At 32.9% G+C, this 20012-nt stretch carries 13 protein-coding genes and 2 pseudogenes; 12 read left to right on the plus strand and 3 right to left on the minus strand.

Annotated elements, in window-relative coordinates:
- Positions 1–2: 2 nt before the first annotated feature.
- The 3 genes from arsS to V8G69_RS07590 form a co-directional block, all read right to left on the minus strand.
- Complete coding sequence (gene arsS, locus V8G69_RS07580; protein ID WP_394881235.1) at positions 3–1058, minus strand: arsenosugar biosynthesis radical SAM (seleno)protein ArsS; 1056 nt, start codon at positions 1056–1058, stop codon at positions 3–5.
- Between the two features lie 51 nt (positions 1059–1109).
- On the minus strand, positions 1110–1445 hold the full coding sequence (locus tag V8G69_RS07585; RefSeq protein WP_394881236.1) for an arsenosugar biosynthesis-associated peroxidase-like protein: 336 nt from the start codon (positions 1443–1445) through the stop codon (positions 1110–1112).
- 86 nt (positions 1446–1531) lie between these two features.
- Complete coding sequence (locus V8G69_RS07590) at positions 1532–1963, minus strand: hypothetical protein (protein ID WP_394881237.1); 432 nt, start codon at positions 1961–1963, stop codon at positions 1532–1534.
- Between the two features lie 317 nt (positions 1964–2280).
- Between V8G69_RS07590 and V8G69_RS07595 the strand changes: the two genes are divergently transcribed.
- The 12 genes and pseudogenes from V8G69_RS07595 to V8G69_RS07650 form a co-directional block, all read left to right on the plus strand.
- On the plus strand, positions 2281–4980 hold the full coding sequence (locus tag V8G69_RS07595) for a LuxR C-terminal-related transcriptional regulator (RefSeq protein ID WP_394881238.1): 2700 nt from the start codon (positions 2281–2283) through the stop codon (positions 4978–4980).
- A 230-nt stretch (positions 4981–5210) separates the two neighbouring features.
- The gene (locus V8G69_RS07600; protein ID WP_394881239.1) at positions 5211–8219 is read left to right on the plus strand and encodes a SusC/RagA family TonB-linked outer membrane protein; all 3009 of its coding nucleotides are present in this window, start codon (positions 5211–5213) and stop codon (positions 8217–8219) included.
- A gap of 49 nt (positions 8220–8268) precedes the next feature.
- Positions 8269–9672, plus strand: coding sequence for a RagB/SusD family nutrient uptake outer membrane protein (locus tag V8G69_RS07605; RefSeq protein WP_394881240.1), 1404 nt, complete (start codon positions 8269–8271; stop codon positions 9670–9672).
- Between the two features lie 83 nt (positions 9673–9755).
- Positions 9756–11069, plus strand: a complete 1314-nt coding sequence (locus V8G69_RS07610) for a glucoamylase family protein (protein WP_394881241.1) — start codon at positions 9756–9758, stop codon at positions 11067–11069.
- Between the two features lie 70 nt (positions 11070–11139).
- Positions 11140–11271, plus strand: coding sequence for a fibronectin type III-like domain-contianing protein (locus V8G69_RS07615; RefSeq protein ID WP_394881242.1), 132 nt, complete (start codon positions 11140–11142; stop codon positions 11269–11271).
- 141 nt (positions 11272–11412) lie between these two features.
- Positions 11413–13392 (plus strand): hypothetical protein, encoded by a 1980-nt coding sequence (locus V8G69_RS07620; protein ID WP_394881243.1) that lies wholly within the window; start codon positions 11413–11415, stop codon positions 13390–13392.
- Between the two features lie 150 nt (positions 13393–13542).
- A pseudogene (locus V8G69_RS07625) lies at positions 13543–13719 on the plus strand (glucoamylase family protein); the annotation flags it as partial.
- An 11-nt stretch (positions 13720–13730) separates the two neighbouring features.
- Positions 13731–14540, plus strand: coding sequence for a prolyl oligopeptidase family serine peptidase (locus V8G69_RS07630; RefSeq protein ID WP_394881244.1), 810 nt, complete (start codon positions 13731–13733; stop codon positions 14538–14540).
- A 2-nt stretch (positions 14541–14542) separates the two neighbouring features.
- Positions 14543–16879, plus strand: coding sequence for a beta-glucosidase BglX (gene bglX, locus V8G69_RS07635; protein WP_394881245.1), 2337 nt, complete (start codon positions 14543–14545; stop codon positions 16877–16879).
- 25 nt (positions 16880–16904) lie between these two features.
- Entirely contained in the window at positions 16905–18659 is a 1755-nt protein-coding gene (locus V8G69_RS07640; RefSeq protein WP_394881246.1) for a discoidin domain-containing protein, read from the plus strand.
- 160 nt (positions 18660–18819) lie between these two features.
- Positions 18820–19707: an alpha/beta hydrolase gene (locus V8G69_RS07645; protein ID WP_394881247.1), complete on the plus strand. Its 888-nt coding sequence runs from the start codon at positions 18820–18822 to the stop codon at positions 19705–19707.
- An 89-nt stretch (positions 19708–19796) separates the two neighbouring features.
- A pseudogene (locus V8G69_RS07650) lies at positions 19797–19967 on the plus strand (sulfatase-like hydrolase/transferase); the annotation flags it as partial.
- Positions 19968–20012 lie beyond the last annotated feature (45 nt).

Here is a 20012-nt window from a genome sequence, read left to right on the forward strand (position 1 = left end):
ATTTAAGCTACACTTCCTTGACAACTACTACCTGCACCAGCAGTACAGCCATAACAATGTTGAGAAATAACTATATCTCTGTTAAAAAGCAATTCCTCGTTATATTCAGAGATATGTTTTGCCTTACCGTTTACAGGTAATTGAAGCATTTGGTTAAAATCACAATCATATAAATACCCATCCCAACTTATGGATAACGTGTTGGTACACATCACATTTTCAACAGCAGCTGGATTGTAGGCTTCAACCAAATTATACATATAATCTTCATAATTGTCTGAAGCAATTAGATAATCTAAAAACCGGCTCACAGGTAAGTTGGTTATAGCAAATAGATTATGGAAATGCACATTGAAATCTTCTAGCAACGCTTTTTTGAAATCTTTTTCTAAAGAAGATTGGTTTCCTGGTAAAAAAGCTCCTGAAGGGTTGTAAACCAAGTCCAATCTAAGATTGCTGTCTGGCATGCCATAACCTATGGCGTTTAAATCTCTAAGGGCTTCAATAGATTGATCAAAAACACCTGTGCCTCTTTGTTTGTCTGTTTTTCCACGAGTCCAATGCGGCATTGAAGAGACCACATGCACATTGTGTGATTTAAAAAACTCTGGTAAATCTGAAAACTTTTTATTGGCTTTCATAATGGTTAGGTTTGAACGCACAATGAAATCTTTGATTCCTATTTTAGAGGCTTCATCAACAAACCAGCGAAAATTTGGATTCATTTCAGGAGCGCCACCGGTTAAATCCAACGTATGGGCCCCGGTTTTTTTAATGACTTCCAAGCATTGTAACATGGTCTCCTTGGTCATGATTTCTTTTCTGTCAGGACCGGCGTCAACGTGGCAATGTTCACAAACTTGGTTACACATATAACCCACATTGATTTGAAGAACTTCCAATTTTCTGGCTTTTAAAGGAAATTGGTTGGTTTCTGCTATTTTTTTGGCAAAAGTGGGTAAGTCTCCACTTTTAAAAATGCTGTTTGATAATATTTCCAGCTGTCTTTTGCTATTTGCCAACTCGCTTTCGCGTTTATGTAGTGATTTTGTTATCAATTGAGAAAATGATTTTTAGTGTAGATATTAAGACGACTAAAATAATAAAACTTACATGTCAAGCTTATTTACTTTATTCATCATTTGAACACCATGAACTAAAGATGCTCCACCACGAATAGCTGTTGCCACATGAAGGGCTTCCATCATTTCTTCTTTGGTAATACCACGCTTCAGTCCATCACCTGTATAAGCATCAATACAATAGGGGCACTGAATTGCATGTGATACAGCCAATGCTATCAGTGATTTCTCTCTCCCTGATAATGTGCCTTCTTCAAAAACTTTTCCGTAATAATCAAAGAATCTTTTTCCTAGTTCTTCATTCCATTCAGAGATCTTTCCAAATTTTTTTAAATCGGCAGGATCGTAATATGTTTTTTGCATTTGTTTAAATTTTAATAAAGATATGAATCTAAAATCATTTGTCGAATAGTTTAAAGGGACATAACAAAAGTTTAGAATGAAATGAATCATTCCTTAACCTTTAGCTTGCTTATTTCGTTTTCAACAAGTTCGAGATTTGAAATATCAACATCAACATGGCTTAGGACGCCTTCCATAGAGCTAACAACTTCATAATATAAATTTTTTATATTGTCATTTAACTTGAATAACATGGCATTAGAAACTTGACTTGGGTTGTCTGTAAACAGTGCCATATTTTTGTGGCTATCATTTAGGGTCTCTTCAACCCAATCCCCATATAATTTAAGCTCAAGGAGAGACATTTTAATGTTGGCCAATCTCAAGTCAATAATAAAATTAAATTTGGGATTATAGTTACTATCCCTTATAATGGATTGCTTAAGGGCTTTAATCCCGTCAAAGGTCAAATCATTTTGATGGAATTGAATGATAAGTTCAAGTGGCTTGATAATGGAATATTTATAAACACCATCCATATTGTTAAAAATAGGTATATTTTATTAGTAGAAAGACAACTTTTAAGTTTTTAAGGGCATAATTAACTATGCAAAAATATATAATTTATACATACTAAGAGATAATAGAAATCAAATCCCAAAATTTTAATAGTTCAATTGTCCTCAGAATAAATTAGATTTGGTGACAACAAATTTTAATTTTATATCTTGGTTTGTTATTTGTTTGAGATTTGTAAGTGATAAGATTAATATTAAATACTGCCTTTTTTTTGTTTTTCCTGCTCATATCATTTTCAGCAGAGGCACAATATACCCCTTTTTTTCAAAATTATGTTTTGTCTGAGTATAATGCAGGAAACCAAAACTGGGATGTTTCAAGATCTGATAATGGAAAAATTTATGTTGCCAATAACAATGGCTTATTAGAATATGATGGTTTAAAATGGGACTTTAAGGAACTGCCTAATAAAACTACAATACGTTCGGTTTTAGCATATAAGGATAAAGTTTATACTGGGTCTTTTGAAGAATTTGGCTTTTGGAAAAGAAATTCAAGAGGAGTGTTGGTTTATTCTTCTTTAAGTGATTCTATAAAGGAGGATATTTCCCAAAATGAAGAGATTTGGCAAATTGTATCATATAAAGATACCATTGTCTTTAGGTCTTTCCTTAGTATTTATCTATATTATCCCTCTGGGGAAATCAAAAAAGTGAATCCTGAATCCACAATTATTTCATGTAATGTGGTTAATGGCGTATTATATGTTTCTACATTGAAAAAAGGGATTTATCAGTTTGAGAGCAACAAGTTAATGCCTAAAATATATGATGATATTTTAAAGGAAGCCCAAATTATATCGATAAACAGATATAATGATAAACTAATAATAACAACATCATTACTAGGCTGCTTTTTATATGATAACAATAAACTAACCCCATTAAATGTTGAGGTCAATAGTTTTATAAAGCAACACCAACTTAATCATTTTTCCATATTGAAAAACGGGAACATGATTTTTGGAACCATCAAGGACGGTGTTTATCTTACAAAAAACAATGGTAAAATAATTTTTCATATCAATAAAGAAAACGGACTCATTAACAATACGGTTTTAGGCCAATATGTTGATGAAAATGATACTTTATGGCTGGGATTGGATAATGGCCTAGCTTCAGTTGACCTGAGCAGTCACAATTATTTTTTTAATGATGTGTCCGGTAAATTAGGGGCTGTTTATGATGTTATTCGGTTTAAAGATGAAGTGTACCTTGGTAGCAATACTGGGTTATTCTATTTAGATAAGGACAATAAACTGCAATTTGTTAAGGGGTCTCAAAGTCAAGTCTGGAGTTTGAAAGAAATTGATGGAGAACTTTTTTGCAGCCATAATTACGGTACTTTTTTGGTTAAGGATAAACAATTAATCCCTATATGTAATAATACTGGAGGTTGGATAATCAAACGTGTCCCCGAGCATAATGATATCTATATAGAGGGTACCTATACAGGATTGGTAAGGTTTAAAAAAGGCGTGTCAAATTGGGAAGAAAAACACTTGGGCAAGACCACTATCCCAATTCGATTTTTGGAGTTTGAAGACCAGTATACGGCATGGGCCGCTCATGCTTATAAGGGCTTGTATAGAATTAAGTTTGATGAGAATTATGATGCCATATCCAGCATTGAAAATTATAAAAACAAAGGGGTTTTCTCAGAATTTAACGTAAGGGTTTACAAAATAAAAAATGACATTTGTTTTAAAACCAATGACGGATGGTTAAAATATGAGCCCATATTGGACAGTATTGTTTCTTATGATCTTTTAAATGAAAATTTCGGGCGCACATCATACATAATTTCTGAAGAGGATGTAGAAGGATTAGTGCTTAAAAGCACAAATAATGTTATAAGTTTTAAATCATTGTTAAATGATAAAAAAAGCATTGCCCTTTCTAATAATTATTTTGAGGATCGTTTAATTGTAGGCTATGAAAATGTTTCAAAAATAAGTGATTCAACATTTGCACTCAATTTGAATAATGGTTTTATGCTTATTGATAAAAAGACCAATTCAAAAACCATCTTAAATATGCCCCAAATAGAGGGGATTAAAATTGATAAGGAACTAATAGAGATAAAACAAAATCAAATAATTGAGTTAAAATTGAATAGTAGTGTCAATATCTCTATTTCATCCCCAAAATCAAGTAACCATTTTTTTGAGTATTCAATAACAGAACTAGATGCGGCAAAATGGAACAAATTAGATAAGGACAAATTAGAGTTGTCAAATTTAAAAGACGGTACTTATACCGTTTTATTTAGAACCAGTAATAATCTAGGAAAATCATCATTGCCAATCAAAGTACAAATAAGGGTGTTGCCTCCTTGGTACAAGGATACTTTAGGATTGGTTATTTACTTAATAACTTTGGTTATTATAGTTGTAGTTGTTTATATATTTAACAAGAGAAAGATTAACAAGGAACAAAGATTATTAAGGATAAAATATGCAAAAGAGCAACAAGAGTTGTTGAAGGAAAAAGCTTTGGAAAACGAAAAAAGAATTGTTCAATTGAAAAATGAATCGCTCAAAAGTGAAGTTAAATTGAAGAGCAAACAGCTGGCAAATACTGCAATGGCCTTAGTTAAGAAAAATGAAACCTTACAAGACATTAAAAGAGAATTAGCTGTAAATAAGGACAGTTTTGATAACCAATATGCTTATAAAAAGATATTAAAGAAAGTTGATAGCTCAATAGCACATAAAGACGAATGGAAAATCTTTGAACATAACTTCAATCAAGTACATGAAGAATTTTTTAAAAACCTCAAGTCTAGGCATTTTACTTTAACACCTAAGGATTTAAAGATTTGTGCCTACATCAAAATGAATTTATCCAACAAAGAAATAGCTCCTCTAATGAATGTCTCTGTAAGAGGTTTAGAAACCCACAGATATAGATTAAAAAAGAAATTGAATTTGGAAAATGATGTTTCCGTTACATCTTATTTAATAAATTTCGAATAATAGGCATAAAAAACTACGTTATTTGTGAATTTTTTTACGCCAAAACTACGTCATATAACGTTTTATATGCATTTATTGCTCACTTTTTTGTTCGCATAATATACGTCAACAGTAGGTTTTTTTAGTTTTTCAACTATTAATGGCGTATTTAAAGTGTAAATGGTTTTTGCTTTAAGAGTCAAATTCATTTTATCTTGTACTCAACTAAACAATTAATTCAAATCATTTCTATGAAAACAAAAATTATTCTCTTATTACTTTTTCTAGTATCCGTTTATGGCTTAGCTCAAAGCAAATCTGTCACGGGCGTTGTTACTAGTTCAGAAGACAATACACCCATACCAGGTGTAAATGTTATTGTACAAGGAACCAGTAGAGGTGCCAGTACTGATTTTGATGGGAATTTTTCCATTCAGGTTAGTGTTGGCGAAATATTGGAGTTCAGTTACGTTGGGTTTAAAACAAAGACCATAACTGTAGGAAACCAAAATAGTATTAACGTAATACTGGATATTGATGTTGAATCTCTAGACGAAGTTGTTATTGTTGGTTATGGAACTCAGAAAAAAGCGGTTCTTACAAGCTCAGTGAGTTCAATTAAAGGCGAAGATTTAGCTAGTGAGCCTATAGCTAATGCAACACAAGCATTACAAGGAAAAGCGGCAGGGGTTCATATAATTGCTTCAGATGCTCCTGGGTCTGCTTCAACAGTTATTATTAGAGGATTGGGTACCATACAAGGAGGAAGAGATCCATTGTACGTTGTAGATGGCGTTTTGACTGGTAATATAAATAACATCAATACTTCTGATATTAAAACCATGAATGTTTTAAAAGATGCGGCTTCATTAGCAATTTATGGTAATAGAGGTGCTAATGGGGTTATAATCATTACCACTAAAAAAGGACGTTCTGGAAAAATGCAAGTCTCGTTTGATTCCTATACTGGTTTCAGGGATATATTAAGTAAAGTAGATATGGCGGATGCTTCTTCTTTTGTGACTTATAGTAATGAGGCTGCCTTAAGGGATTTATTAAATGACAATGATCCAAGTAACGACAATGATACAAGTGGTTTTTTTCCAACAAACCAACAATATAATACCAACTGGCTTGATGCAATTTCAAGAACTGCCAGAGTATCAAATTACAATTTATCACTATCTGGTGGATCTGATAATATTCAAGCATTTTTTAGTGTAGGATATAATAAGGAAGAAGGAATTTTAAAAGATAATGATTTTAATAGACTTACTATAAGAAGTAATGTTGAATATAAAATTAGTGATAAGCTTAGCCTTTCTCAAAATGTAAGTGCAACAATAACACATGTTGCACCAAAATCATTTAATGCATTTACTACTGCTTACAAACAAGCCCCTATAGTTCCTGTAAGAGATGAAGATGGACGGTTTGGTGCATCTGTAGCCTTTAATAATGTTGGGAATCCTGTAAAAGATTTATTTTATCAAGATGAAAATCAAAAGTTCTTTAAAATACAGGCCTCACTTAAAATGGATTATAAAATAATAGAGCCATTAGTCTTTACTTCTCAGTTTTCTATAGAATCTGAAACGGCAAGATTATATAATTTTCAAGATAGATTAGGTTCTTATTTGGCCAGTAATCCTGGGAATACAGAAGAGAATTTTGAAGGGGGAATAGAAAACCCAGCTAAAACTAGGCTTACTGTTGAACATAAAAATAATTATCATTGGTTTTTAGATAATTATTTCACGTTTGAAAAAACATTTAGTGAAGATCATACCATAAAGTTGACTGCTGGTATTACCGCAGAAGAAAGCAGAGGTGAATTTTTAAAGGGTACTAGAAATAATGTGCCTTTAGATTCAAATCTTAAATATAATTTGGGGCTGGGTGATGAAGATGATACACAACTTTCAGATGGCTCATTTACAGTATTAGATAGATTATATTCTTTAATAGGGAGGGTGAATTATGATTATAAAAACAAATACATTTTTAATGCTTCTTATAGAAGAGATGGTTCCAGCAAGTTTCAAAAAGGATTTAGATATGGTGATTTTTTTGCTGTGAGTGCCGGTTGGGCAATAAGTAATGAAGACTTTATGCAAGATGGATTTTTTGATGTTTTAAAGCTTAGGGCAAGTTATGGAGAGTTAGGAAATCAAAATGTTCCTTTTAATGTCCTGTCAGCAACAACTGGCAGCGGAGGGTTTTATGCATTTGGACCTAATCAAGATTTACAACAAGGCATCACAATAACAGGGACTGTTCAAGAAAATTTGTCTTGGGAAAATACCAATGAATATAATATAGGTATAGAATATACACTTCTTGATTATAGATTGAGTGGTGAAATAGATTATTACCAAAGAGTAAATGAGAATGCTACTTTAGAAATTCAGCTTCCAGATGTTTTTGGTTTTGATCCTTTCAATTCTCATGTAGGTAGAATTGAAAATACAGGTGTAGAAGTCCTTTTAAATTGGTCAGATAAAATAAATGACAAGTTAAAATATCATGTTGGTGGTAATTTTTCATACAACAAAAATGAATTGACCAAAGTAACCAGTCCTTTCTTTAATGAACAAACAGGAGGAAACATTGATAATGGACAATACACTAAAAAAGTAGCAGTTGGACAACCATTGGGAAGTTTCTATTTATATGAAGTAGCTGGTATTGATGATAGAGGGGAATTTGTTTATAAAGATTTAAATAATGATGGTGATATAACCGAAGATGATAGAAGATTCTTTGGTTCTTACATTCCAAAATATTTCTTCGGTTTCAATTTTGGATTCGATTATGATAATTTTGATTTCAGTGTTGACACTTTTGGAAATTTTGGAAATGTGGTTTATAATGGTAAAAAAGCACAACGCTTCGGAAATGAAAACATTGAACAAAAAACATTTGATAACCGTTGGACTTCTGGAAGACCAAGCAATACAACACCTATTGCTTCAAACGATGTACCAAAATCTTCCAATTACTATCTTGAATCAGGAGATTTCTTTAGAATTAATAACATAACATTGGGTTATACTTTCCCGAGTGAGAAATTAGGGCTGTTTTCTAAAATTAGAATTTATGCATCAGCAAAAAACCCAATTATTCTTAAAAGATTTTCAGGGTATTCTCCAGAATTATCTGGAGGCGATAATGGAAACCCTCTTAATACAGCTGGAATTGAACTGAATGCTTATCCAACGTTGCGATCATTTTATATAGGAATAAACACATCATTTTAATAAATAAAGAAAAATGAAAAATTTAACTAAAAAATCAATTTGTTATAGTATGTCAATACTATTAACACTAGGGTTTACACTCTCCTGCAGTGAAGACTTTATTAATGTTGCGGCTAATAAAGAAACTGAAAGTGCAATAACTGCGGATAAAGCCCCTGAACTGGTAAACGCTGTTTACAATAACCTTAATCAATGGGCTATGAGCTCATTTTCATGGAATGGTGTTAGTAGCATCACCTCTGATGATGCTGATAAAGGCAGTGATCCTGGAGATACGGGTGGGGATAAAAATTTATTAGATGGACTTACTTTTGATGCCACAACCATATCATTCGATGAGGTTTGGGCTGCACATTATGATGGCATACAAAGAGCCAATCAAGCCATAAACAGACTAGAGGCATTTGATTTAGATCCTACATTAAAAAGTAGGCTTATTGGGGAGGCGAAATTTTTAAGGGCATTAACATATTTCAGACTTGTAAAAACTTTTGGAGGTGTTCCATTAATAGCAGGTATCCCAGACCTTAGTGTTGATCCTGCACAACTTCTTAGTAGAGCTACAAAAGAAGAAACTTATGCTTTTATTGAGACAGATTTAACGGAAGCAATCGCCTCTTTACCAGAAAAAAGTGGGTATCCCATTTCAGAGTTAGGAAGAGCAACCAAAGGAGCCGCTAAAGCATTACTGGCAAAAGTGAGCATGTACCAAAATAAATGGCCAGCAGTTTTAACCTTAACTAATGAGATTATTGCATCTGGTGAATATGGCTTAACCCCTAATTACGAAGATATTTGGAAAGAAATATCAGAAAATAATATAGAATCCATTTTTGAGATTCAAGCAAGGGGAGAAACTCCTACTGCTGGAACGCAAGGCTATAGTGTTACTCAAGGTGCTAGAGGTGCTGGCGGTTGGGGCTGGGGCTTTAATACGCCTTCACAGAATTTAGCCGATTCTTATGAGGCTGGAGATACTAGACGAGATGCCACCATAATTTTTAGGGGAGAAATTTTGTTTGACGGAAGACTAGTACCAAACACCGTAGTAAACCCTATGTATAATCAAAAAGCCTATTCCAGCGCATTTTCAGATGCTTGGGAAACAGGGAAAAACATCCGCATACTACGTTATGCAGATGTATTATTAATGAATGCAGAAGCGGCATTAGCAACTGGAGGTGATGCGGCAACACCTTTGAACCTGGTGAGAAATAGAGCCGGATTAGGAGATGCGCCTGTTGTTAACCAAATGGCTATTTGGGAAGAGAGAAGACATGAATTGGCTTTTGAGCATGACCGTTATTTTGATTTGGTTCGCCAAGGAAGAGCGGGTACTGTATTAAGAGCTTTAGGCAAACCTTTTGTAGATGGTAAGCATGAAGTATTCCCTATACCTAATGAACAAATAATTAAAAGTGGTGGATTGCTTGAACAAAACCCTGGTTATTAAAAACCGTATAAAAATGATTAAAAATTAAGAGGTTTAAATATATAAAATCAGTGTTCATTATAAAAGTAAAAAGAATATTCTCGATGTTTCCATATTGTTTTGTATTGTTAATGATGCTTAATAGTTGTGGAGGAGGAAGTGATATTTCACCTCCTCCGCCAGACGTGCCTATTATTCAGGAGCCTACAGTATCAGAAATTCCTTTTGAGGAATTATTGAACTTGGTGCAAGAACGCACATTTAAATATTTTTGGGATTTTGCTGAACCCACAAGTGGTTTAGCTAGAGAGCGTTCGCAATCACTGGAAACAATGGCTACTGGAGGTTCTGGTTTTGGTATTTCGAGTTTCCCAGCTGCAGTTAATAGAGGGTGGATAACTAGAGACCAGGCCATTCAGCAATTAAAAAAAATATTAACCTTCCTTGAAAATGCGAACACATATCATGGTGCATTTTCACATTGGTATCGGAAAACAGGTGAAACACAACCTTTTGCTGATAAAGACGATGGAGGGGATATTGTTGAAACCGCATTCTTAATTCAAGGACTGCTGATTAACAGACAATATTTTTCTGGTAACAGTGCCGATGAAATTGCCATTCGTGATAGGATTACTGCCATTTGGGAAGATGTAGAATGGGATTGGTATACTCAAGGGAACAAATCGATTACTTGGCATTGGTCTGAAAACTATGGGTTTGAACTAAATCATATAATTACTGGATGGAATGAAGCATTGATTGTATACATATTGGCTGCAGCATCACCTACACATACTATTGATAAAGAAACTTATGACAATGGATGGGCACGTAATGGTGATATGAAAAACAACTCAACTTATTACGGTCATATTTTGCCATTAGGAGAAAATTTGGGAGGACCGTTGTTTTTTGCCCATTATTCATTTATTGGTTTAAACCCTAGGGGCTTATCCGATCAATATGCTAATTACAATACACAGAATATAGCACATAGCCTTATTAATTACGAATATTGTAAAGCAAACCCAAAAGGTTATAAAGGGTATAGTGAATATTGCTGGGGATTAACTGCAAGTGATAACATTACGGGTTATTCGGCCCATAGTCCAACAAACGATTTGGGAATTATTACACCAACAGCAGCACTTTCATCATTCCCATATACCCCTATTGAATCAAGAAAAGCATTGGAGTATTTTTACTATCAACAATATGATAAATTATGGGGAAAATATGGGTTTTATGATGCTTTTTCAGAACAACAAAATTGGGTTGCAGACGGTTATTTAGCGATAGATCAAGGGCCTATAATAGCCATGATAGAAAATTATAGAACTCAATTATTATGGTCTTTATTTATGCAAGACCAAGAAATAAAAGATGGATTAACAAAATTAGGGTTTACATACTAACTAAATAAACTCAAGAATAACGGTTACGGCTAACATAACCAATACATTAAATTTTGATGGTTAAGAAATTGTGCAATTATATATTAAAGACAAATTTGGTATTATTACCAGACCTGTTAAAAAGTTAAAAGGGTTCAAAAAAACGAATTTGAAAAAAGGAGAAACAAAAACAAAGGGATTTTTATTACTGCCAACGATTTAAAATTTTATGACAGTAATTTAAATTTTGTAAACGAAGAGGACGATTACGAACTTTTTGAAGTAGGTAGCTCAGATTATAAATTTGCACATCAATTTTATTTACAAAAAGATTAAAACAATAAAGCTAATTAAATAAATTATTATGAAAACAACTAAATTTTATCTAAATGCATTTCTGCTTTTAATAACGTTGATATTTTTAGCATCTTGTGAAGATGATTTAAATAAATATCCAACTATAGCATATGCTCCATGTGAGGATACTAATGTTACAATAGATGATAACATTATATCAGATTTTGAATGTCAGGCAAACGTCGATTTGACAGGAGTAGAAGTGGTAAGAAATCCTGCAGAAATACAAATTAATACAAGTAGATTTGTTGGTAAATATATTGATGGAACTGGTGCTTGGGATGCTTTGATTATTGATTATGGCGCTCCCATTGATTTAACAACATATAATATTTTTAAGCTAAAAATTAGAACAGCAATAGCGGGAACATTGATTGTAAAATTGGAAGGAGGAACTTCTACTCCATCTGAAAAAACAACTAATGTAACTGGAAATAATGGTTGGGCAGAATATTCATTTGATTTTAGCGATCAATTTAATCAAAATCACAATAAGCTTGTGTTATTCTTTAATGCAGGTGTTGATACTGATGGTACAAATGAATACTTTATAGATGACCTTAAATATGTTTTATCAGGAGATCCTTGTGCAGGAGTTGTTCCAGATCTTAGTATCGTTAGTGATTTTGATTGTCAAATGAATCAAGATACTCCAGAGGTTGAAAAAATAGCCACTCCCAATAAAAATGATGTAAATAGCAGTAAATTTTCTGGTAAATATATTGATGAAGTTGGTGCTTGGGATGCCGTAATAATAGACTTTGGAGCTCCTATAGATTTATCAACAAAGAATGTGTTTAGTATAAAAGTTTTTGCACCGGTAGCGGGAATTTTAAAAGCTAAGTTAGAAGGTGGTACTTCAGGAGGGATTGAAGTTGATGCCCAAATCACAAATACAGGAGTATGGAAGGAATACACTTTTGATTTTAGTAGTCAGGCAACAGAAAATCACACTAAAATAGTACTCTTCTTTAATGCAGGTGTAGACACCGATGGTACTGAGGTTTATTATATGGATGATTTAAAATTCATAGAACTTTCAGACCCATGTATTGGTGTAGCCCCTGATTTAAGTGTTATTAATGATTTTAATTGTCAGCAAAATTCAGTGGTAACCTGTTGTATTCCAAATCAAATTGTTGTTAACCCAGATTTGAATGCAGCTAATCCAAGTGATTCCGTATTAGAAGTAACAGATAACGGTACCGATGCTTGGGATGCTTTAGTCCTTGATTATGGTGGCGCAATTGATTTAACAACTAAAAATTATTTACGAATTAAAATTTTATCAACTAGAGCAGTTCCTTTATTGGCAAAATTAGAAGGAGGCACATCTGCTGGAAAAGAAGTTTGGGGTGCCATTACTACAGCAAATGCTTGGACAGAATACATCTTTGATTTTAGTGATCAAGCAGCAGAAAATCATCAAAAAGTAGTATTCTTTTTCAATGGTGGTGAAACAAATGGAACTGCATCAGATCTTTATTACATTGATGATGTAAGATTTAGTGAGTTTGACCCTTGTTTCGGAGTGTCAATAGATACAAGTATTGTTAACGATTTTGAATGTCAGCAAAATTATGATGTGGTATGCTGCGTAAATACAGCTATTCTTGATAATCCTGATGTTAGCGGAATAAATGTCAGCACAAGTGTACTTGAAGTTACAGATAATGGTACAGATGCATGGGACGCATTAGTATTTGATTTTGGAGATGTCATTGACTTATCTGTAAAAAATCAATTGAAAATAAAGATTTTGTCAACTGTAGCAGTACCGTTGCTGGCTAAACTAGAAGGAGGCACATCTGGTGGGAAAGAGGTTTGGGGAGCGATTACTACAACAAATGCTTGGACAGAATATACTTTTGATTTTAGTGATCAAGCAGCAGAAAATCATCAAAAAGTAGTATTCTTTTTCAATGGTGGTGAAACAAATGGAACTGCGGCTGATATTTATTATATCGATGATATAAAATGGCAATAGTTTAGTAATTACAAAATTGGTCAAGTAAAAAACTAAGATATTAGGGATTGAGTAAATTTGCTTGAATAAAAGGGAGAGGCCTTATTTTCCTCTCCTTTTTTAATTTATTGCAAAATAAACGAATATTATTTAGTGTAAAAGATGACAAGTTTTTATGATGCTTTTAGTCCACAATATAATTATTGGGTTGCCGATGCTTATTTGTCCATCGATCAGGGTCCAGAAATTATTATGATTGAAAATTACAGATCTGGTTTGTTATGGAATTTGTTTATGCAAAATGCAGATGTTAAATTAGGTTTAGATAAATTAGGATTTAATTATTAAATATTTGTAGAATGAAACATTATCAAATAAAATATAGCAATCAGAATACGTTTTGGGTTCTATTTTTTTTTGTCTCTAATTTTTTAATAGCTCAAAATAAAGAACTTTTTTCAAAGGAATTATATTTTCATAATAATGATACTTTAAAGTACCGCTTATTACTTCCTGAAAATTTTTCAGAAGAAAAGGAATATCCTCTTGTTTTATTTCTTCATGGAAGAGGGGAACAAGGAAACGACAATGAAACTCAACTGGTACATGGCAGCAAATTATTTTTAGAAAATTATAGTAAAGATGAATTTCCAGCAATTATTATTTTTCCACAATGTCCAAAAGACGATTATTGGGCTAATGTAAATCGAAATGAATCGAAAAAAGGACTTGAAAAATACAAATTTAAACGATTAGGAAAACCAACAAAGTCCATGACGCTTGTTTTGAGTTTAATGGAAGATTTAACTAAAAAATCATACGTTAAAAAAGATCAGGTGTATGTTGGAGGACTTTCTATGGGAGGCATGGGCACTTTTGAAATTATAAATAGAAAACCAGACATGTTTGCTGCAGCATTTCCTATTTGTGGAGGAGGAAATCCAAAATCTGTTAACAGATATGCAAATAAGATTTCGCTTTGGGTATTCCATGGAGGAAAAGATGATGTTGTAATCCCCTATTTTTCTTTAAGAATGGTAGCAGCGCTTCAAAAAAAAGGAGCTGATGTAAAATTAACATATTTTGAAAATGATAATCACAATAGCTGGGACTCTGCATTTGCAGAACCTGAACTTTTAAGTTGGCTATTTTCAAAAACAAAAAAATAAAAATGAACAAACTATTCAAAATTAAACAAGCTTTGTTTGTAATTACAGTAACATTAATTGTATCATGTAATCAGAGTCAAAATAAAACTAATAGAAATTTAGTAGATAATCCATTTGAAAAAAAGGTAGATTCTATTTTAAATTTAATGACTGTTGAAGAAAAAATAGGCCAACTTAATCTTCCTGTTTCTGGAGATATTATAACGGGTCAAGCACAAAGCTCAGATATTGCTAAAGAAATTGAGGAAGGTAAAGTAGGAGGCCTTTTCAATATCAAATCTGTTGAAAAGATTAAAGAAGTGCAAAAAATAGCCGTTGAAAAAAGCCGATTGAAAATTCCTTTAATTTTTGGAATGGATGTCATTCACGGTTATGAAACAACCTTTCCAATACCATTAGGTTTATCCTGTTCATGGGATATGGAACTTATCAAAAAAACAGCTAAAATGGCAGCCCAAGAGGCAACTGCCGATGGAATTAACTGGACATTTTCACCAATGGTTGATATTTCAAGAGATCCACGTTGGGGTCGTGTTTCAGAAGGTTCAGGTGAAGATACCTTTTTAGGAAGTGAGATTGCCAAAGCAATGGTAAAAGGATATCAAGGAGATGACTTGACAAAGAATAACACAATGATGGCTTGTGTAAAACATTTTGCATTGTATGGTGCGCCAGAAGGAGGTAGGGATTATAATACGGTAGATATGAGCAGAATGAGAATGTACAACGAATATTTGCCACCGTATAAAGCAGCCGTTGACGCAGGTGTAGGCTCTGTCATGGCATCGTTTAACGAGATTGATGGTATTCCGGCAACAGGTAATAAATGGTTGCTTACAGATTTGTTGAGGAATGATTGGAGCTTTAATGGATTTGTAGTGACAGATTATACTGGAATTTATGAAATGATTCATCATGGCATGGGAGATAAATATGACGTTGCTGCACTAGCACTAAACGCAGGAGTTGATATGGATATGGCAGGAGATTCGCCAGTAATTCCAGCAGCATTTATTAAAACATTAAAACAATCTGTTGAGAATGGGAAAGTATCTATGCAAAATGTTGATGCTGCTGTAAAAAGGATGTTAACTGCAAAATACCAATTAGGATTATTTGATAATCCTTATAAATATTGTGATGAAAATAGAGCAAAAACAGAAGTATTTACAAAAGAAAATAGAGCATTTGCCAGACAAGTTGCTTCGCAATCCATGGTATTACTAAAAAATGACAATGATATATTACCATTAAAAAAATCAGCTAAAATAGCTTTAGTAGGGCCATTAGCATACACTAAAGAAAATATGGCTGGTACTTGGAGTGTTGCAACAAAGCAAGATGAATCCATTACATTGTTGGAAGGTATTAAGGATGTTGCAGGTAAAAATGCTACTGTTTTATACGCTAAAGGAAGTAACTTGTCTTATGATAAAGATTTCGAAAAAATTGCAACCATGTTTGGTAGAGAAATTCCAAGAGATGGTAGAACAGATGAACAGTTAAGACAAGAAGCAGTAAATATTGCAGCAAAATCTGATGTTATTATAGCAGCTATTGGAGAATCATCAGAAATGAGTGGAGAAAGTAGCAGTCGTTCAGATATTTCAATTCCTCAGGCTCAAAAAGATTTATTGAAGGCTCTGGTAAAAACAGGAAAACCTATAGTTATTGTTCTTTTTAATGGTAGAGCATTAGTGCTTAACGAGGAATCTAAATCAGCTACCGCAATTTTAGATGTTTGGTTTAGTGGAAGCGAATCTGGACATGCCATAGCCGATGTGTTATTTGGCGATGTTAACCCTTCAGGAAAACTAACATCAACATTTCCAAGAAGCGTAGGACAAATCCCGCTTTATTACAATCATAAAAACACAGGTCGACCTCTTGGTAATAAAGAAGGAAAGTTTGAAAAGTTTAAATCAAACTATATGGATGTTCCTAACGAACCTTTATATCCGTTTGGTTTTGGGCTGAGTTATACCAAATTTGATTATAGTAATTTGAAGTTGAGTGCAAATCAATTAAATGCAGATAGTAATATTGAAATTTATGTAGATGTTACCAATTCTGGAGAATTTGATGGTAAAGAAATTGTTCAATTATATATCCGTGATTTAGTGGGTTCTGTGACTCGTCCGGTTAAAGAATTAAAAGGATTTCAAAAAGTAGAAATTAAAAAAGGTGAAACAAGGACTGTCTCTTTTAAATTAACTGTTGAAGATTTAAAATTCTATAATTACAATTTGGATTTTGTTGCAGAGCCAGGGGATTTTGATGTGTTTGTAGGTGCCAATTCTGATGCTAGTTTAAAATCACAATTTGAATTGGTTGAATAAAAATTAGTTTATTTAAAATATTCAAATGAAAAAAATAGCAATTCTTATTATATGGTGTTCGTTTCACTCATTGATTGCTCAGCAAAAAACCTATTGCAACCCTATCAATATTGATTACGGTTACACACCTTTTGATGTGTTTTCAAAACAAGGAAAACATCGTGCAACCGCCGATCCTGTAATAGTAAATTTTAGAAACAAATATTTTTTGTTTTCAACCAACCAAGAAGGCTATTGGTGGAGCGATGACATGCTTAACTGGAAGTTTGTGTATCACAAATTCTTAAGAGATAATAAATACATACACGATCTTAATGCTCCAGCAGTTTGGGCAATGAAAGATACCCTTTATGTGTATGGTTCTACATGGCAATCAGACTTCCCAATATGGAAAAGTACCAATCCAACAGTTGATGATTGGGAAATAGCTGTAGATACGCTAAAAGTTGGTGCTTGGGATCCCGCTTTTCATTATGATGAAGATAAAGATAAGTTGTATCTCTATTGGGGATCAAGCAATGTTTGGCCCATTTTAGGAACTGAAATCAACACAAAAACCATGCAATCTGAAGGATACACCGTGCCAATAGTAAGGTTGTTTCCAGAAGATCATGGTTGGGAGCGCTTCGGCGAATATAATGATAATGTGTTTTTGCAACCCTTTATAGAAGGGGCGTGGATGACTAAACATAATGGTAAATATTATATGCAATACGGTGCTCCGGCAACAGAATTTAGTGGGTATTCAGACGGTGTTTATGTAAGTAAAGATCCTTTGGATCGATTTGAATATCAAAGTCATAATCCGTTTTCCTATAAACCCGGCGGATTTGCAAGAGGTGCCGGACATGGTGCAACTTTTCAAGATAATTATGAAAATTATTGGCATGTTTCTACCATTTTTATTTCAACAAAAAATAACTTTGAAAGGAGGATTGGTATCTGGCCTGCCGGTTTTGATAAAGATGATGTAATGTATTGTAATACAGCTTATGGCGATTATCCTACACTATTGCCAGAGTTTGCAAAAGGAAAGGACTTTACAAAAGGATTGTTTGCAAATTGGATGTTACTTAATTATCAAAAGCCAGTACAAGTATCTTCCACATTGGGAGGTTATCATGCCAATTATGCTGTAGATGAAGATATCAAAACATACTGGAGTGCTACTTCAGGTGATAAGGGAGAATGGTTTCAAACCGATTTAGGTGAAGTTTCTACTATCAATGCCATTCAAATTAATTATGCCGACCAGGATGTAGAGTTTAAAGGCAAGACCTTAGGCAAATTTCATCAGTATAAAATCTACGGCTCTAATGATGGCAAAAAATGGCATGTGATTATTGATAAAAGTAAAAATAGCACCGATGTACCACATGATTATGTAGAATTAAAAAATCCAGTAAAAGCACGATATGTAAAAATTGAGAATATCAAAATGCCTACTGGAAAATTTGCTTTAAGCGGATTTAGAATTTTTGGAAAAGGAGCTGGAAGCAAACCGGAAAGTGTTCAGAATTTTATAGCACTTCGTTCAAGTCCTGAAAAATATGGGGAAAGACGTAGTATTTGGTTTAAATGGCAACAAAATCAATTGGCAGATGGCTATGTTATTTATTGGGGAAAATCACCTCATAAGCTTTACGGAAGTATTATGGTGTACGGAAAAAATGAATATTTCTTTACTGGCGCCGATAGAACAGATGCTTATTATTTTCAAATAGAAGCATTTAATGCTAAAGGTATTAGCGAAAGAACCAGTGTTATTAAAGTGGATTAAGATATTATTTTTCATCAAAAGCTATAACCTTAGAAATAATTTCATAATACTTTAGAAAACTTCAAATATTAGCTCATTTTGTTTTTTGTAACAATTTTTTAAAATTATGGTTTAAAATAGACAGTATTATTAGTAAATTAATTGAAAAAATTAGAATAAAATGAAATACTGTATTTACGCTTTGTTATTACTTTTTACTGTAACTATAAATGCTCAAAGTAAGGTTATTTACACGTACGCAATAAAAGGTAAAGACACATTGAAACTAGATGTTTATAAACCAAATAATATAAAACCAACAGATAGTTTACCTGTTTTATTATGGATACATGGTGGTGGTTTTGAAATTGGAAGCAGAGATAATGAACCCGATAGAAAGCTATGTGAATACATTGCAAACAAAGGGTATATAGGTGTTTCTATTTCATACCGATTGTTGAGAAAAAATAGTGAAACTCATTTTGGATGTAATTGTGATAACGATTTAAAATTAAATGTTTTTAAAGAAGCTATAACAGATTATTTTGATGCTGCAAATTTCATAGTTCATAATTCTAAATCACTTCAAATAGATACAACAAAAATAATAGCTGGAGGAAGTAGTGCTGGTGCAGAAGTTGTTTTAAATGCTGCTTACATGCGAGAATATTTCATTGACAACTTACAGAGCTATGAAGATGTTAAATTTGCTGGTGTTTTTTCATTAGCAGGTGCACTTGTAAATGTTAATTATTTAACCAAGCAAAATGCCTTGCCAACCGTTTTATTTCATGGGACAGATGATAATTTAGTTCCCTTTGCAACGGCACCACATCATTATTGTGAAACATCAAAACCAGGTTACATTATCTTAGATGGTTCTTCAGTAATTGCAAAAAAACTATCTGATTTAGAAACCCCTTATTTGTTCTATATGGTCAAAGGTGCTAAGCATGAAATCTCCTCAGTTCCTTTTAAAGAATTGGAAAGTGTTTTAGATTTTTTTAAAAGAACTGTATTAGATGATGTAATTATTCAAACCAAAATAATTAAGCAAAAACAACAATGAAAGCTATAATTTTATTGTTGATTTCGCATTGGTTTTTCATTCTAGTAATAAAAAAAGCAATGTTTGTGTTGAAAAACTAAGCAACCAAAATAATTTACATAATAGCTGATAATCATGCTTCACAAGCTATTAGCGCTTATGGCTAACCTATTAGTAAATTAGCTTCAACACCAAATATTAATAGAATTGCAAACGAAGGTGTATTGTTTCAAAATAACTTTTGTACAAATTCTATATGTGGACCAAGTAGAGTTGTTGTTTTCATTTGAAGTTTATTCCATGTTGTTCTATTTTACTTCAAAATA

This window comes from Gaetbulibacter sp. M235 (assembly GCF_043876835.1).
Classification (GTDB): domain Bacteria; phylum Bacteroidota; class Bacteroidia; order Flavobacteriales; family Flavobacteriaceae; genus Yeosuana.

What these genes read in the sequence shown, in the direction of transcription:
- V8G69_RS07585 (WP_394881236.1), bottom strand. Translation starts at nt 1,445, where the DNA reads ATGCAAAAAACATATTACGATCCTGCCGATTTAAAAAAATTTGGAAAG.
- V8G69_RS07590 (WP_394881237.1), bottom strand. Translation starts at nt 1,963, where the DNA reads ATGGATGGTGTTTATAAATATTCCATTATCAAGCCACTTGAACTTATC.
- V8G69_RS07600 (WP_394881239.1), top strand. Translation starts at nt 5,211, where the DNA reads ATGAAAACAAAAATTATTCTCTTATTACTTTTTCTAGTATCCGTTTAT.
- V8G69_RS07605 (WP_394881240.1), top strand. Translation starts at nt 8,269, where the DNA reads ATGTCAATACTATTAACACTAGGGTTTACACTCTCCTGCAGTGAAGAC.
- V8G69_RS07610 (WP_394881241.1), top strand. Translation starts at nt 9,756, where the DNA reads ATGTTTCCATATTGTTTTGTATTGTTAATGATGCTTAATAGTTGTGGA.
- V8G69_RS07620 (WP_394881243.1), top strand. Translation starts at nt 11,413, where the DNA reads ATGAAAACAACTAAATTTTATCTAAATGCATTTCTGCTTTTAATAACG.
- V8G69_RS07630 (WP_394881244.1), top strand. Translation starts at nt 13,731, where the DNA reads ATGAAACATTATCAAATAAAATATAGCAATCAGAATACGTTTTGGGTT.
- bglX (WP_394881245.1), top strand. Translation starts at nt 14,543, where the DNA reads ATGAACAAACTATTCAAAATTAAACAAGCTTTGTTTGTAATTACAGTA.
- V8G69_RS07640 (WP_394881246.1), top strand. Translation starts at nt 16,905, where the DNA reads ATGAAAAAAATAGCAATTCTTATTATATGGTGTTCGTTTCACTCATTG.
- V8G69_RS07645 (WP_394881247.1), top strand. Translation starts at nt 18,820, where the DNA reads ATGAAATACTGTATTTACGCTTTGTTATTACTTTTTACTGTAACTATA.